The following is a 15,496-nucleotide window of genomic DNA, read 5'->3' as shown; positions in this document are numbered from 1 at the left end:
GGGGGTGCGCGACGGTGACCACCTGGCTGGCATGGGGATTCTTCGCCGCCGTGGCGGGCGCGGTGGGCACCGGCGTGGGGCTGTGGATGGAGTGCGGCCTCACCTTCCGGCTCGCGGTCGACAGCTTTCTGGTGACGGATCTCGTGCTGGCCGCCGTCTTCGCCGCCTGCGGCCTCCCCGTCGCCTGGCGCAGGCCGCGCAATCCGGTGGGCTGGCTGCTGCTGTGCGGCGGCGCGGCGCACGCCGTCACCGTCATGACGGTCGGCCTGCTCGCGCTGGGCCTGCGGGACGGCTGGAGCGAGCCGACGCTGCGCGCCGTGGTTACCGTGGCGCTGTCCGCCTGGCCCCTGGGCCTGCGCCTGTTCGTGCCGCTCGCGCTGCTCCTCTTCCCGACCGGCCGACTGCCGGGTCCCGGGTGGCGCCCCGTCGCCTGGGCCACCGGCGCGATCGGCGTGCTGTTCTGGCTGTGGTGCGCGACCACGCCCCTTCCGTACGCGGTGGGCGGTCCCGTCGGACACCTGCACGTCCTGTCGGTGCCAGCGCTCGAGCCGCACCGCACCCAGATCGTCCTCGCGGGCATCTTCGTACCGATGCTCGTCGACCTCACCGCGCTGCTCGTCCGCTACCGGTGGGGCGACGACCTGCTGCGCCGGCAGTTGCTGTGGCTGATGCTCGCCGGCCTGTGCGCCGTGCCCTGGTGGCCGCTGGGCATGCGGGCGGAGGCGCTGCAGGTGCTCATCATCGCCCAGCCGGTGGCGATGGCCGTGGCGATCCTGCGCCCCCAACTGCTCGACATCCAGTGGGTGGTCTCCCGTGCCCTGCTCTATCTGGCGCTTTCGCTGTCGGTCCTCGGCGTCTACGCGGGCGTGGTGCTCTGCCTCGACCAGGTGCTGCGGGACACCTTCCACCTGGGCGGTGCCGCGCTGGTCGCGGTGGGCGTCGCGATCGCCTTCCATCCGGTGCGGACCCGGCTCCAGCGGCTCATCGACCGGTTGCTGTACGGCGACCGCGGCGACCCGGTGCGGGCGCTCGACCGGCTGGGGGCGCGGCTGTCCGCCGAGTCCGGCCTGGACGGGCTGCTGCTCGCGGTCCGGGACGCGCTGCGGCTGCCGTACGCCGCGTTCCGCCTGGAGGGGCGTCCGGTGGCGGCGTCCGGCACCGAGCGGCCCGGCGGCCTGGTGATCGCGCTGCCCACCCCCGGCACCAAGGAAGCGGAACTGGTCGTGGGCACCCGCCGCGGGCAGGCCCGCCTCGACGCGGAGGACCTGCGGACCCTGAAGGCCCTGGTGGTGCCGCTCGGCGTCGCCGTGCGGGCGACCGTGCTCTCGGCCGAGCTGCAGTCCTCGCGGGAACGCCTTGTGTCCGCCCGCGAGGAGGAACGCCGACGGCTGCGCCGCGATCTGCACGACGGGCTCGGCCCCACCCTCACCGGCCTCGCCTTCACCACCGACGCCGCCCGCAACCTGGTCCGCTCCGACCCGGACACCGCCGAACAGCTCCTGGACCAGCTGCGCGGGCACGCGACGGGGGCCCTCGACGAGATCCGGCGGCTCGTCGAGGGCCTGCGGCCGCCCGCCCTCGACGAGTTGGGCCTCGTCGCCGCGCTCACCCGGCAGGCGGAGCGCCTGAGCCACCGCGTCGGCGGGGCGCCGCTGGCCATCACCATCGACGCGCCCGGCAGGCTCCCCCCGCTGCCGGCCGCGGTCGAGGTGGCGGCGTACCGCATCGCGACGGAGGCGCTGACGAACGCCGCCCGGCACTCGCGGGCCGACCACGCCCTGGTGCGGCTGCGCATCGACCACGCGCTGCGCGTCGACGTCAGCGACAACGGCGGCCCGTCCGCCCTGCCGTGGCAGCCCGGTGTGGGGCTTTCCACGATGGCGGAGCGGGCCGCCGAACTGGCCGGACGCTGCCGGTCCGGGCCCGGTCCGGAGGGCGGCGTGGTCAGCGCCGTCCTCCCCCTGAGACCGGGCCCGCGGGAGGACACCCCCGTGCGGCCCCCTTGACCGGCAGCGCCCTTCAACCCCGGCGCCGGTGCTGGTGACGACACCGGCGCGGGGGCCCGTCGCCGCGCGGGCGGCCGAGCCAACAGCCCTGGCGCAGCCGTCCGTTGCCGCCTCCCCCGAGAAGCGGGCAGGCGCGGCGCGGCATCAATGGAGGAGGACCCGGGCCGGAACGGGCCCGGTCTGCCGCGGCGGTGGGCGCCGCCGACGGCGAACCGGCGACGGGAGCGGCGACGGCGTGCACGGCGTGGTGGACGGCGTACGGGTCCCGGTGGGCGACGGTGTACGGGGGCTGGTGCTTGAGGTGCTTCATGGGGAGTCGGCCTTCCTCGGGACATCCACCCCGGCGGTGAGCGGGGGGCCGGCCACCGCCGGGGGTCCGGCACACGGCTGGAGCACCGGCCGGGCCCGGGAGAGTTCGGGCCCGGCCGGGGGGGGCGCCCCGAGGAGGGGAGCCCCGCTGGGTCTCAGCGAGGGGAGAGCCCCGCTGCTTCGCCGTGACCACAGGGTGTCGCTCGCGCACCCCCGCCGGTCAGGGCGCGCGGCCCTCGTCCGGGCGGGAAGAACTCCCGCCCGGAGGGGGTGCAGGCACCCGGGACAGGGGGGTCCGCTCCCGTGACGATGGGTAGATACGGACGGGCGGGCACCGCCCATGGCCTCCGTGCCCACCTGCTGTCCTCGTGTGACCTTCGTGCCGACCTGCTGTGGGGAGCCGCGCCTTGACGACGCCCGCCGAGTCCCCGGAGCCCGCCGAGCTCACCGTGGTCATCGCCGACGACCATCCCGTGGTGCGCGGCGGGCTGCGGGCCCTGCTCGGCTCCATCGCGGGCATCACGGTGGTCGGCGAGGCCTCGGGCGGCCGGGAGGGGGTGCGCGAGACGCTGCTGCACCGGCCGCGGGTGCTCGTCGTCGACCTGGAAATGCCCGACCTGGACGGGGTGTCGGCGACCCGCGAGGTGGTGGCCGCGGCGCCGGAGACGGCCGTCCTGGTCCTGACGATGTTCGAGGACGACGAGTCGGTGTTCGCGGCGATGCGGGCGGGCGCGCGCGGCTACATCCTGAAGGGCGCGGGACAGGACGAGATCGTCCGGGCGGTACGGTGCGTCGCCGCCGGCGAGGCCATCTTCGGGCCGCGGATCGCCCGCCGGGTGGCCGAGTGGATGGCACGCCCGGCGGACGCGGCGGCGCCCTCGCCGTTCCCGGAGCTGACGGCCCGTGAGCTGGAGGTCCTGGACCTGATCGCGGCGGGCATGGCCAACCCGGCCATCGCCCGCAGGCTCCGGCTCGCGCCCAAGACGATCAGCAACCACGTCTCGGCCATCTTCATGAAGCTGCGAGTGGCCGACCGCGCGACAGCGATCGTCCGGGCGCGGGACGCGGGGCTCGGCCGCCATCCCTAGGGCGTGTCCGATGGGTCGGCGCGGCGTCGCGGCGACCCATCGGACACGCCCTGGACGCCTCGCCTCAGCCCACGAGCTCCTTCCCCCGCAGGTCCTCCGCGCTCTCGCCGCCCTGGCTCCCGCTCCCCGCGGCGCGCGCCGACCGTGGCACGGCCACCCGGTGCGCCGGGTCCCGCACCTCGCCGACGAGGAGTTCGAGCACGTCCTCCAGGGCGACCAGGCCGAGCACCTTGCCGGACGCGTCGGCGACCTGCGCCAGGTGCGTCGCGGCGTGGCGCATCACCGTCAGGGCGTCGTCCAGGGGGAGTTCGGCGCGCAGCGTCGTCATCTGGTGCCAGACGTGCTGCGGCACCGCGCGGTCGGTGTCCTCCAGGTCCAGTACGTCCTTCACGTGCAGGTAGCCCATGAAGGCGCCGTTCTCCGCACGGACCGGGAAGCGGGAGTAGCCCGTGCGGCCGGTCAGTTCGACGACCTGGGCCGGGGTGACCGACGGGCCGACGGTGACCAGGGACGCGCGGTCGAGCAGGACGTCCGTCACCGGGCGCGAGCCCAGCTCCAGGGCGTCCTCCAGGCGCTCCTGCGCCCGCGGGTCGATGAGGCCCGCCTGGCCCGCGTCCTCCACGAGCCGGCCGAGCTGGACGCTGGTGAAGACCGCCTCCACCTCGTCCTTGGGATCGACCTTGAAGAGCCGCAGGATCAGCCGGGCACAGGCGCCGAGGGCCACCGTGACCGGGCGGCACAGGCGGGCGAACGCGACGAGGCCCGGGCTGAGCCACAGCGCGGTCCGCTCGGGCGCCGCCATCGCGAGGTTCTTCGGGACCATCTCGCCGATGACGAGGTGGAGGAAGACGACGGCGGCCAGCGCGATCACGTACCCGAGGGGGTGGATCACGCTCTCGGGCAGGTGCGCCGCGTGGAAGAGCGGTTCGAGGAGATGCGCCACGGTCGGCTCCGCCACGGCGCCGAGCGTCAGCGAGCAGATGGTGATGCCGAACTGGGCGGCGGCCATCATCTGCGGAAGGTGCTCCAGGCCGTAGAGGACCTGGCGCGCCCGCTTGGCGGTCAGCGGCTCGATCTGGCTGCGCCGCACGGACACGAGCGCGAACTCGGCCCCCACGAAGAAGCCGTTGGCGAGCACGAGCAGGAGGGCGAAGAGGAGTTGCAGCGCGCTCATCGCACGGCCTCCGCGACACCCGCACCGGCCCGGTCCCCGGCGTCGGCCTCAGCACCGGTACCGGCCCGGTCCCCGGCCTCGGCCTTGGCACCGGCCCTGGCGCCGACCCGCCGCCCGGCCGCACCGGCCGCACCGGCCCCGGCACGCTCACCGGACTTGGCCCGGCCACCGACTCCGGCACCCGCACCCGCACCGACTCCGGTGCCGGTGCCGGTACGCACCAACCGCACCCGTTCCGCCCGGTAGTGCCCGACCTGGCGCACCGAGAGCCGCCAGCCCGGGAGTTCGGCGCGGTCGCCGGGGGCCGGGATGCGGCCGAGCAGGTCGGCGACCAGGCCCGCCACGGTCTCGTACGGACCCTCCGGCACGTCGAGTCCTATGCGCTGGAGCGTGTCGACGCGGCAGCCGCCGTCGGCGTCCCACGCGGGCCGGCCGTCCTCGGGCGGCGCGGCGGCGAGCTCGGGCGGTCCCCCGGGGTGGTCGTGCTCGTCGCGGACCTCGCCGACGAGTTCCTCGACGATGTCCTCCAGGGTGACCACTCCGGCCGTGCCGCCGTACTCGTCGACGACGACGGCGATCGGCTGCTCGTTGCGCAGCCGCTCCAGGAGGGGCTGCACGGGCAGCGTTTCCGGGACGAGCACGGGGGACTTGGCGATGCGGCCCACGGGGGCGCGCAGCCGCTCGTGGGCGGGGACCGCGAGGGCGTCCTTGAGGTGGACCATGCCGACGACCTCGTCGATCCGGTCCCGGTAGACCGGGAAGCGGGACAGGCCGGTGGCGCGGGTCAGGTTGACCACGTCCTCGGCGGTCGCGGACGACTGCAGGGCGCTGACCTTCACGCGAGGCGTCATCACGTGCTGCGCGGTGAGCTCGCCGAGCGAGAGCGTGCGCACGAACAGGTCGGCGGTGTCCTGCTCCAGGGCGCCCGCCCGGGCCGAGTGCCGGGCGAGGGAGACGAGTTCACCGGGGGTGCGGGCGGAGGCGAGCTCCTCGGCGGGCTCGACACCGAACGCCCGCACGAGTCGGTTCGCGACGGCGTTCAGGGCGGCGATCACCGGCCGGAAGAGGCGCGAGAACGCGTGCTGCGGGCCCGCGACGAACCGCGCGACCTGCAGCGGCCGCGAGACCGCCCAGTTCTTGGGCACCAGCTCGCCGATCACCATCTGCACGGCGGACGCGAGCAGCATGCCGACGGCCACCGACACCCCTGGAACTGCGCCTTCCGGGATGCCCGTTGAGGTGAGCGGGCCCGCGAGGAGGTGCGCGAGGGCCGGCTCGGCGAGCATGCCGATGACGAGCGAGGTGAGGGTGATGCCGAGCTGGGTGCCCGACAGCTGGAAGGAGAGCTCCTTGAGGGCGCCGACGACCGTGCGCGCCCGGCGGTCGCCGTCGGCGGCGGCCTTCTCGGCGTCGGGCCGCTCGACGGTGACGAGGCCGAACTCGGCGGCCACGAAGAAGCCGTTGGCGAGGATCAGCAGGAAAGCCGCTCCGAGGAGCAGCAGGGGGATGGTCATGATGCCGCCGCCTCGACCGGTGCGGTGACCGGATGTCGGGAGGGGGCGGCGCAGGTACTACAGGACGATCCGTCCATCGCCGGGGGGTGTCACTCCTCGGGTAGTCAGAAGCCCCGTGCGGGCCGCGCCGGCCTTCCGGGGCGGGGCCGGCTCATGCTGCCTGCCCCGCCACCAGATTAATCAAGACGGACGCCGGTGCGTCTGTTCGGGATCCCCGAGTCCTCCCGGATTCCGGCCCGGGATGAACCCCTAGTCGGCGGTCTCGCTGCCCGAGTGCGCCTCGACCAGGGCGCGCAGCGCGCGGGCGTCGCTGATGGCGCGCTGCTTGGCGATGCCGGGCTGGATGCCGAGGGCGGCGAGGCTGGTGCCGTCGGTGAGGTCGAGGAACACCCAGGGGTCGCCCGGGCGCAGGTTGACCCGCACGATCTCGGCCCACTCCAGGCGGCGGCTCGTGGCGATGTTGACGACGGTCACGCCGCTGTCGTCGGCGACCACCTTGGGCCTGCTCAGCAGGACGAGCACGCCGAGCAGCAGCGCGCCGGTGAAGACGAAGCTGGTCCGCTCCCCCGGGCTGAGGTTCGGGAGCAGCACGGAGATCACCGCGAGGGCCACGAAGACCGCGACCCCGGCGGTGAGCAGGACCGCCCGGGTGCGGGCGGGCCGGAAGGTGACGGGCAGGGCGGGCGTGGCCCCCGGTGCGGGCTGCCCGGGCAGGTCGGACATGGCGGCGGCCTCCGGCGCGGTCACAGGCGGCAGGCGTGGATGGCCGTGGTCAGGATGGCCCGCGCCCCGATGGCGTACAGGTCGTCCATGACCCGCTGGGCGTCCTTGGTGGGGACCATGGAACGCACGGCGACCCAGCCTTCGTTGTGCAGCGGCGAGATGGTCGGCGACTCCAGGCCCGGGGTGAGCGCCACGGCCTGTTCGAGGTGCTCGGCGCGGCAGTCGTAGTCCATCATCACGTACGTCCGGGCGACCAGGACGCCCTGGAGGCGGCGCAGGAACTGCTGCACCTTGGGGTCGTCGGCGTCGGCTCCGGTGCGCCGGATGACGACGGCCTCGGACTTCATGATCGGATCGCCGAAGACCTCCAGGCCGGCGTTGCGCAGGCTGGTGCCGGTCTCGACGACGTCCGCGATCACCTGGGCGACGCCCAGCTCGATGGCGGTCTCGACGGCGCCGTCGAGGTGGATGACGGAGGCGTCGATGCCGCTGTCGGCGAGGTGCTTGGCGACGATGCCCTCGTAGGAGGTGGCGACGGTGCGCCCTGCCAGGTCGTCGATGCCGAGCGCGGTGCCGGGCTTCGCGGCGAAGCGGAAGGTGGACCGGGCGAAGCCGAGCGGCAGGATCTCCTCGGCGTTGGCGCCGGAGTCGATCAGCAGATCGCGTCCGGTGATGCCGATGTCGAGCTTGCCGGAGGAGACGTAGATGGCGATGTCGCGCGGGCGCAGGTAGAAGAACTCGACCTCGTTCTCGGGGTCGACGAGGACGAGCTCCTTGGACTCCTTGCGCTGCTGGTATCCGGCCTCATGCAGCATCGCCGACGCAGGTCCGGACAGTGAACCCTTGTTGGGGACGGCGATGCGCAGCATGAGGTCGGATTCCTTTGCGTGAAGAGTGACGGGAGCGAGGAGAACGTTCGCTCTAGAGGTGGGCGTACACGTCGTTGAGGGAGATGCCACGGGCGACCATCATCACCTGCACGTGGTACAGGAGCTGGGAGATCTCCTCGGCGGCGGCTTCCTTGCCCTCGTACTCGGCGGCCATCCACACCTCGGCGGCCTCCTCGACGACCTTCTTGCCGATGGCGTGGACGCCCTTGTCCACCAGTTCCGCGGTGCGGGAGGTGGCGGGGTCGCCGTTGGCGGCCTTGTGTTGGAGCTCGGTGAAGAGCTCCTCGAAAGTCTTCTTGGACATGATGTTGCGTACTCTACGCGCCCGCGCGGGAGCCCTGGCGCCAGGGCTCCGAGACCGTGCGCAGCGTGGCCGCGGTGGCCACGGCGGCCGTGACCGCCTCGTGGCCCTTGTCCTCGGTGGAGCCCTCGATGCCCGCGCGGTCCAGGGCCTGCTCCTCGGTGTCGCAGGTCAGGACGCCGAAGCCGATGGGCACACCGGTGTCGACGGACACCTGGGTGAGCCCCTGGGCGACGCCCTGGCACACGTACTCGAAGTGCGGGGTGCCCCCGCGGATGACCACGCCGAGCGCGACGATCGCGTCGTAGCCGCGGCCCGCGAGGACCTTGGCGACGACCGGCAGCTCGAAGCTGCCGGGCACGCGAAGAAGCGTGGGCTCGTCGATGCCGAGCTCGTGCAGGGCGCGCAGCGCGCCGTCGACGAGGCCGTCCATCACCTGCTCGTGCCACAGGGCGGCGACGACGGCGACGCGCAGGTCGCCACAGTTCTTCACGCTCAGTTCGGGGGCACCCTTGCCGCTCACGCGCTTCTCCTTGGGGGTTTGCTTCGGGCGTCTGTCTGGTGAGTCGTACGTCTACTGGTTGCCGCAGGCCGACATGTCCGGGGTGTCCAGCCAGGGCAGGTCGTGACCCATGCGGTCCCGCTTGGTGCGCAGATAGCGCAGATTGTGCTCGCCGACGGTGACCGGCATGGGCTCCCGCGCGGTGACCTTCAGGCCGTGCCGGGCGAGCGCGTCGGTCTTGTCGGGGTTGTTGGTGAGCAGCCGCAGGCTGCGTACGCCGAGGTCCTCCAGGATCTGCGCGCCCGCGCCGTAGTCGCGGGCGTCGGCGGGCAGGCCCAGTTCGAGGTTGGCGTCCAGGGTGTCGCTGCCGCGCTCCTGGAGTTCGTAGGCGCGCAGCTTGGACAGCAGGCCGATGCCGCGCCCCTCGTGGCCGCGCAGGTAGACCACGACACCGCGCCCGGCGTCGGTGACGCGCCGCATGGACTCCTCGAGCTGCGGCCCGCAGTCGCAGCGCAGCGAGTGGAAGACGTCGCCGGTCAGGCACTCGGAGTGGATGCGGACGAGGACGTCCTCGCCGGTGCCGATGTCGCCGTGGACGAGGGCGACGTGCTCGACGCCGTCGACGGTGGAGCGGTAGCCGTACGCGGTGAACTCGCCGTAGGTGGTGGGCAGGCGGACCTCGGCCTCGCGGCGCACGGTGGGCTCAGCGGTGCGGCGGTAGGCGATCAGGTCCTCGATGGAGATGATCGTCAGGCCGTGCCTGCGGGCGAACGGGACCAGCTCGGGCAGCCGCAGCATCCGGCCGTCCTCGCCCGCGATCTCGACGATGGCCCCGGCGGGACGCAGCCCCGCGAGCCGGGCGAGGTCGACGGCGGCCTCGGTGTGGCCGTCGCGCACGAGGACGCCGCCCGCCTTGGCGCGCAGCGGGAAGATGTGCCCCGGGCGCACGAAGTCGCCCGCGTCGGCCTTGCCGCTCGCGAGGAGCTGGAGGGTGGTGGCGCGGTCGGCGGCGGAGATGCCGGTGGTGACGCCGTGGGCGCCGCTCGCGTCGACGGAGACGGTGAACGCCGTGCTCATCGACTCGGTGTTGTTCTCGACCATCTGCGGCAGATGGAGGCGCTCCAGTTCGTCGCCCTCCATGGGTGCGCAGATCAGGCCGCGGCACTCGCTCATCATGAAGGCGACGATCTCGGGGGTGGCCTTCTCGGCGGCGATGACGAGGTCGCCCTCGTTCTCGCGGTCCTCGTCGTCGACGACCACGACGGGCCGTCCTGCGGCGATGTCGCGGATGGCCATCTCCACCGGGTCGAGGCGCAGGTCCTCGGTGGGGTCGGCCGTACGGAGGTCCGCACGCGCGGGGTTGGGCTCCTCGTCCACGGGGGCGGGAGTGGGGTGGGCTGTCATGCCGGGGCTCCTTCCAGAGCGGGCTGCGGCCGGCCGACGGGCTGCCGCGAACGCAGCCACCAGTCGCGCAGGCCCCACAGGACGAGGGCGAGATAGACGACGTACACAAGACCGGAGAAGGCGAGGCCGCTGGAGAACGCGAGGGGGACGCCGACGATGTCGACGAGCAGCCAGGCGAACCAGAACTCGACGAGGCCGCGGGCCTGGGCGACCATCGCGGCGAGCGTGCCGACGAAGATGTAGGCGTCCGGCCAGGGGTTCCAGGACAGCTCGGGCCGGGCGGTGAACAGCGCCCCGACCGCGAGGGTGCCGACGGCGGTGCCCGCGAGCAGGACACCGCGCTCCTTCCAGGTGGCGAAGCGCACGGCGATGCTGCCGTCCTGCGCGCGCCGGCCGCCCCGGCTCCACTGCCGCCAGCCCCACACGGCGACGCCGATGACGAGGAGCTGCTTGCCGACGCCGCCGGACAACTGCGCGGAGGCGTACGCCGCGACGAGGACGAGGCCGGACAGGAACTGGGCGGGCCAGGTCCATATGGAGCGCCGCCAGCCGAGCGCGAGGGCGATCAGGCCGATGCTGTTGCCGACCATGTCGGACCACAGGATGTGCTGGCCGAAGGCCGTGAAGGCCTCGGAGTTCAGCCAGTCGAAGGTGCTCACCGCCCGGCCTCCTCGGCGACCGCCGCGGCCTCGGCGGGAGCGGTCGGCGTGGCCTCGGCGGAAGCGACCGGCGTGGCCTCGGCGGAAGCGACCGCCCGGGCGCCGAGCAGCCGCTCGACGTACTTGGCGATGACGTCGACCTCCAGGTTGACCGGGTCGCCGGGCTGCTTGATGCCGAGCGTGGTCAGGGCGAGCGTCGTGGGGATCAGGCTGATGGTGAAGTAGTCGGGCCCGGCGTCGACGACGGTCAGGCTCACGCCGTCGACGGTGATGGAGCCCTTCTCGACGACGTAGCGGGCGAGTTCGTCGGGCAGCGAGACCTTGACGATCTCCCAGTTCTCGGAGGGCTTGCGGTCGACGATGGTGCCGGTGCCGTCGACGTGGCCCTGCACGATGTGTCCGCCGAGGCGCGCGCCGACGGCCGTCGGGCGCTCCAGGTTGACCTTCGAGCCGGGCACGAGGGCGCCGAGGCCGGACCGGTCGAGCGTCTCGGCCATGACGTCGGCGGTGAACTCGTCGCCGTCGTGCTCCACGACCGTCAGACACACGCCGTTGACGGCGATGGAGTCGCCGTGCTTGGCGCCCTCGGTGACGACGGGGCCGCGCAGGCGGAAGCGGGACGCGTCGTCCAGGTTCTCGACGGCGGTGACTTCGCCCAGCTCTTCGACGATTCCGGTGAACACTCAGTGCTCCTTCGTTCCGGGGGCCGCGACGGCCGCGGTGATACGCAGATCGGGTCCGAGCGCGACGCATTCGCGCACGTCGAGGCGGAACGCCTCGGTGATGGTCGTGATTCCGCCGCCGCTGAGGGCGGCGGGTCCCGCGCCCAGCAGCGCGGGTGCGAGGTAGCCGATGACGCGGTCGACGGCGCCGGCGGCCACGAAGGCGCCGGCCAGCGTCGGACCGCCTTCGAGCAGCACGGACCGCACGCCACGGGCGTGCAGTTCGGCGAGCAGCGCGTCGATGTCGAGGCCGCGCGCGGCGGTCGCGGGCCGCGCCGGACGGCTGTCGGCGCGGGCGGCCGGGCGCTGCGCGCGGTAGGCGCCGCCGCTGGCGGTGAAGCGGTGTTCCAGCCGGTCCTCGGCGTCCGCGGCGCCCGGCCGCCCGGCCGGTACCGGCGCGCCGCCGCCGTTCTCGCCCGCGCGGAGCGGGCGCGGGGCGCGTGCCACGTACGGCAGGTGTTCCGCGTCCGTGTGCCCGTCCGCGTACGGAAGGTGCACCGTCTCCACGCCGGGCAGCGGCTCCACGCCCTCCGCGACCGCCACCAGCGTGGGCGCCGCGTCGTCCAGGACGCGGGCGCCCGGCCGCACGGCGGTGCCGTGGGTGTCGACGACGACCCGCAGCGGCTGGACGGCGCCGTCGATGCCGCGCACGGCCAGGTGCGGGTCGTCGGCGCGCTGGGTGCCGGAGCCGACGACGACGGCGTCGCACTCGGCGCGCAGCCGGTGCACGTCGGCGCGGGACGCGGCGGAGGTGATCCAGCGGCTGCTGCCGTCGGCGGCGGCGACGCGGCCGTCGAGGGTGGCCGCGTACTTCCAGGTGACGTGCGGGCGGCCGGTGCGGACCGAGGTCAGCCAGGCGGCGTTGACCGTCTCGGCCTCGTCGGCGAGCAGGCCGGGCTCGACGTCGACGCCGGCCGCGCGGAGGGTGGCCGCGCCGCCGGTGGCGTCGGGGGTGGGGTCGGCGACGGCGTACACGACGCGGGCGACGCCGGCGTCGAGGAGGGCCTGGGCGCAGGGGCCGGTGCGGCCGGTGTGGTTGCAGGGTTCGAGGGTGACGACGGCGGTGCCGCCGCGGGCCTTGTCGCCGGCCGCGCGCAGCGCGTGCACCTCGGCGTGCGGTCCGCCCGCGCGCTGGTGGTAACCCTCGCCCACGGTCTCGCCGGTGGCGTCGAGGATGACGCAGCCGACGACCGGATTGGGGCTGGTGAAGCCGAGTCCGCGCGCGGCGAGCGCGAGGGCGCGTCGCATGGCGGCTGCTTCGGCTGCGGTGGCCACCGGGTCCTCCTGCCTCTTCGGGCACGGACTCCGGGGCCTGTCGATGACGACAGAAATTCACGAGCAGGGACACCGGCATCGCTCATCGCCGGGACCGCCGACGCCGAAAGAGACCGGTCCCCTGCGGAACCGAGCCACTACGACGAGGCGCCACACATGACACATGTGTCCGCTCGCCGCGCACTGCCTCCCATCCGGACTTTCACCGTCGGTCCAGGAGTTTCACCTGGTCAACCGGCCGCTGGAGGCGGCCGGGTCGCGGACTGTAACCGCCGGTTCGGAATTACACCGACCCCGGAGTGCGCTGCTTCTGGTACCAGGCCAGTGTGCCACGCCTGGTCACGGCCGTGCGGGCGAGGTCCTGTGGGCTGGCTCACAGGCACCTCCCCGGCCCCCTCGGCCCCTCCGGCCCGCACGGCCTTCAACGACCCGCAACAGGTTTGGTCCATACCTATTGACGCACTGGTCTAGTCCTTTTAACGTCTGCGTCACTCCGAGGAGAGGCCCGCCCGGCGTGCGCACGCCGTGGGCCGCCGTCCCCGTTCGCTGTGCGACACCGAGCCTCCCCAGGAGGAACCGACGTGCCCACCCCCACCCGAGCGAGATCCACGCTCCTGGCAGTAGGCGCCGCGGTCGCCGGACTGCTGATGAGCACCCTCTCCGCGACGACCTCGCACGCCGCCGACAACGAGTCCTGCCGGCCCGACGGCCTCTACAGGACCCCCGGCGTCGACGTCCCCTACTGCTCCGTCTACGACGCCGACGGCCGCGAAAAGATGGGCGCCGACCACCAGCGCCGCGTCATCGGCTATTTCACCGGCTGGCGCACCGGCAAGAACGGCGAGCCCGCCTACCTCGCGTCCGACATCCCCTGGGACAAGGTCACGCACCTCAACTACGCCTTCGCACACATCGGGAGCGACAACAAGATCTCCGTGGGCGGTGACGGCGAGAAGAACGCCGCCACCGGAATGACCTGGCCGGGCGTCGCGGGCGCGGAAATGGACCCCGCGTACTCCTACAAGGGTCATTTCAATCTGCTGAATAAATTCAAGAAGAAGCACCCGAACGTCAAAACCCTTGTCTCCGTGGGCGGTTGGGCCGAGACCGGCGGATACTTCGGCGACGACGGCAAGCGGGTGGACTCGGGCGGCTTCTATTCGATGGCCACCAACGCGGACGGCTCGGTGAACCAGGCGGGCATCGAGACCTTCGCGGACTCCACCGTCGCGTTCATCAAGAAGTACGGCTTCAACGGCGTCGACATCGACTACGAATACCCGACGACGATGAAGGACGCGGGCAACCCGCTGGACTGGCAGCTCGCCAACGGCCGCCGCGCGGGCCTGGTCAAGGGCTATGCGGTGCTGATGAAGACGCTGCGCGAGAAGCTGGACCGGGCGGGCGACGCCGACGGCAGGCACTACCTGCTCACGGTCGCCGCGCCCTCGTCCGGATATCTGCTGCGCGGCATGGAGACGTTCCAGGTCCAGAAGTACCTGGACTACGTCAACATCATGTCGTACGACCTCCATGGCGCCTGGAACGAATACGTCGGCCCGAACGCCTCGCTGTACGACGACGGAAAGGACGCGGAACTCGCGGCGGCGGGCGTGTACGGCAGCCAGCAGTACGGCGGGGTCGGCTATCTCAACACCGACTGGGCCTATCACTACTTCCGCGGTTCGATGCCCGCGGGCCGCATCAACATCGGCCTGCCGTATTACACCCGCGGCTTCAAGAATGTGCAGGGCGGCACGGACGGGCTGTGGGGCAAGGCGGCCTCGACGAACTGTCCGGCCGGCTCCGGGCTCACCAAATGCGGTGACGGCGCCGTCGGCATCGACAACCTGTGGCACGACAAGGACGACAACGGCAAGGAATCCCCGGCCGGTTCGAACCCGATGTGGCACGCGAAGAACCTGGAGAAGGGCGTCGTCGGGGACTACGTGACGAAGTACGGCTTCGCCGCCGACACCAAGCTCACCGGCATCTACGCGCGCAAGTACGACTCGACGCTCGTCGCGCCCTGGCTGTGGAACGCCGAGAAGAAGGTCTTCCTGTCCACCGAGGACGAGCAGTCGGTGAAGGCCAAGGCCGACTACGTGGTCGACAAGGGCATCGGCGGCACGATGGTGTGGGAGCTCGCCGGTGACTACACGTACAACGCCGCGAAGGGCCAGTACGAGATCGGCGACACGCTGACGACGGCGATGTACGACAAGTTCAAGTCCGCGTCCCCGTATGGCGCGAAGGTCGCGGGCAAGGAACTGCCCGCCAAGGCCGTGGACATCGGCGTGGAGTTCGGGGAGTTCAAGCTCGGCGACTCCAACTACCCGATCACGCCCAGGCTGAAGATCACCAACAAGACGAGGACGACGCTGCCGGGCGGCACGGAGTTCCAGTTCGACTACGGGACGTCGGCGCCCGCCAACGCCTCCGACCAGTCCGGCTACGGCACGAAGGTGATCAGCAGCGGCCACAACGGCAGCAACGTCGGCGGCCTGAAGGGCGACTTCCACCGGGTCTCGCTGAAGCTGCCCGCCTGGCAGACGCTGGCTCCCGGCGCGTCCGTCGACCTGTCGTTCAACTACTACCTGCCGGTGTCGACGCCGTCGAACTGGACGGTGAACATCGCCGGTACGACGTACGCGCTGGCCGGTGATCTGGCGCGCGGCACGACCGTGGTCGAGCCCGGCACGGGCCCCGGGCCCACCGACCCGCCGGACCCGACCGACCCGCCCGGCGAGTGCACCGCGGCGGCGTGGAACGCGACGTCCGAGTACGGCTCCGGCACGACCGTGTCCCACAAGTCGCACCACTGGAAGTCCAAGTGGTGGACGAAGGGCGAGGAGCCCGGCACCACCGGAGACTGGGGAGTGTGGCAGGACCTGGGCACCTGCTGACCCCCTGAGCAGGCGCCCCCCCC

Annotated in this window: 14 protein-coding genes and 1 riboswitch; of the genes, 3 read left to right on the top strand and 11 right to left on the bottom strand. The window is 72.7% G+C overall.

What is annotated here, in order from left to right; genetic code table 11:
* The first annotated feature begins 14 nt into the window (after positions 1–14).
* Entirely contained in the window at positions 15–2,006 is a 1,992-nt protein-coding gene (locus AC0KTA_RS32230) for a sensor histidine kinase (protein WP_481051721.1), read from the top strand.
* 13 nt (positions 2,007–2,019) lie between these two features.
* On the opposite strand, the gene AC0KTA_RS32225 is transcribed toward AC0KTA_RS32230, so the two are convergent.
* A complete protein-coding gene (locus AC0KTA_RS32225) occupies positions 2,020–2,316 on the bottom strand; it encodes a hypothetical protein (protein ID WP_481051720.1) in 297 nt (98 codons plus the stop codon).
* 406 nt (positions 2,317–2,722) lie between these two features.
* On the opposite strand from AC0KTA_RS32225, the gene AC0KTA_RS32220 reads away from it, so the two are divergent.
* Positions 2,723–3,403 carry a response regulator gene (locus AC0KTA_RS32220; protein WP_481051719.1) on the top strand — a complete coding sequence of 227 codons (681 nt, stop codon included), beginning with the start codon at positions 2,723–2,725 and terminating at the stop codon, positions 3,401–3,403.
* A gap of 64 nt (positions 3,404–3,467) precedes the next feature.
* On the opposite strand, the gene AC0KTA_RS32215 is transcribed toward AC0KTA_RS32220, so the two are convergent.
* From AC0KTA_RS32215 to ribD, 10 genes are all read right to left on the bottom strand, one after another.
* Positions 3,468–4,577, bottom strand: coding sequence for a hemolysin family protein (locus AC0KTA_RS32215; protein ID WP_481051718.1), 1,110 nt, complete (start codon positions 4,575–4,577; stop codon positions 3,468–3,470).
* On the bottom strand, positions 4,574–6,091 hold the full coding sequence (locus AC0KTA_RS32210) for a hemolysin family protein (protein ID WP_481051717.1): 1,518 nt from the start codon (positions 6,089–6,091) through the stop codon (positions 4,574–4,576). Before AC0KTA_RS32210 ends, AC0KTA_RS32215 begins: the two co-directional genes overlap by 4 nt.
* A gap of 249 nt (positions 6,092–6,340) precedes the next feature.
* The gene (locus tag AC0KTA_RS32205; RefSeq protein ID WP_481051716.1) at positions 6,341–6,814 is read right to left on the bottom strand and encodes a PH domain-containing protein; all 474 of its coding nucleotides are present in this window, start codon (positions 6,812–6,814) and stop codon (positions 6,341–6,343) included.
* A gap of 20 nt (positions 6,815–6,834) precedes the next feature.
* Positions 6,835–7,683: an ATP phosphoribosyltransferase gene (hisG, locus tag AC0KTA_RS32200; RefSeq protein WP_481051715.1), complete on the bottom strand. Its 849-nt coding sequence runs from the start codon at positions 7,681–7,683 to the stop codon at positions 6,835–6,837.
* A 52-nt stretch (positions 7,684–7,735) separates the two neighbouring features.
* On the bottom strand, positions 7,736–8,008 hold the full coding sequence (locus AC0KTA_RS32195) for a phosphoribosyl-ATP diphosphatase (protein WP_030560521.1): 273 nt from the start codon (positions 8,006–8,008) through the stop codon (positions 7,736–7,738).
* 13 nt (positions 8,009–8,021) lie between these two features.
* The gene (gene ribH / locus AC0KTA_RS32190) at positions 8,022–8,528 is read right to left on the bottom strand and encodes a 6,7-dimethyl-8-ribityllumazine synthase (protein WP_481051714.1); all 507 of its coding nucleotides are present in this window, start codon (positions 8,526–8,528) and stop codon (positions 8,022–8,024) included.
* Positions 8,529–8,579: 51 nt separating this feature from the next.
* Positions 8,580–9,911, bottom strand: a complete 1,332-nt coding sequence (locus AC0KTA_RS32185; RefSeq protein WP_481051713.1) for a bifunctional 3,4-dihydroxy-2-butanone-4-phosphate synthase/GTP cyclohydrolase II — start codon at positions 9,909–9,911, stop codon at positions 8,580–8,582.
* Positions 9,908–10,570, bottom strand: a complete 663-nt coding sequence (locus tag AC0KTA_RS32180) for a nicotinamide mononucleotide transporter family protein (RefSeq protein ID WP_481051712.1) — start codon at positions 10,568–10,570, stop codon at positions 9,908–9,910. Before AC0KTA_RS32180 ends, AC0KTA_RS32185 begins: the two co-directional genes overlap by 4 nt.
* The gene (locus AC0KTA_RS32175) at positions 10,567–11,253 is read right to left on the bottom strand and encodes a riboflavin synthase (protein WP_481051711.1); all 687 of its coding nucleotides are present in this window, start codon (positions 11,251–11,253) and stop codon (positions 10,567–10,569) included. Before AC0KTA_RS32175 ends, AC0KTA_RS32180 begins: the two co-directional genes overlap by 4 nt.
* Positions 11,254–12,540 carry a bifunctional diaminohydroxyphosphoribosylaminopyrimidine deaminase/5-amino-6-(5-phosphoribosylamino)uracil reductase RibD gene (ribD, locus tag AC0KTA_RS32170; protein WP_481056637.1) on the bottom strand — a complete coding sequence of 429 codons (1,287 nt, stop codon included), beginning with the start codon at positions 12,538–12,540 and terminating at the stop codon, positions 11,254–11,256.
* 203 nt (positions 12,541–12,743) lie between these two features.
* Positions 12,744–12,874: riboswitch (FMN riboswitch) on the bottom strand.
* Positions 12,875–13,148: 274 nt separating this feature from the next.
* On the opposite strand from ribD, the gene AC0KTA_RS32165 reads away from it, so the two are divergent.
* On the top strand, positions 13,149–15,473 hold the full coding sequence (locus AC0KTA_RS32165) for a chitinase C-terminal domain-containing protein (protein ID WP_481051710.1): 2,325 nt from the start codon (positions 13,149–13,151) through the stop codon (positions 15,471–15,473).
* Positions 15,474–15,496 lie beyond the last annotated feature (23 nt).

It is taken from the genome of Streptomyces sp. Y309 (genome assembly GCF_056712025.1).
The sequence above is the reverse complement of the archived record's forward strand: the minus strand, read 5'-3'. Positions and strand labels throughout refer to the sequence as shown.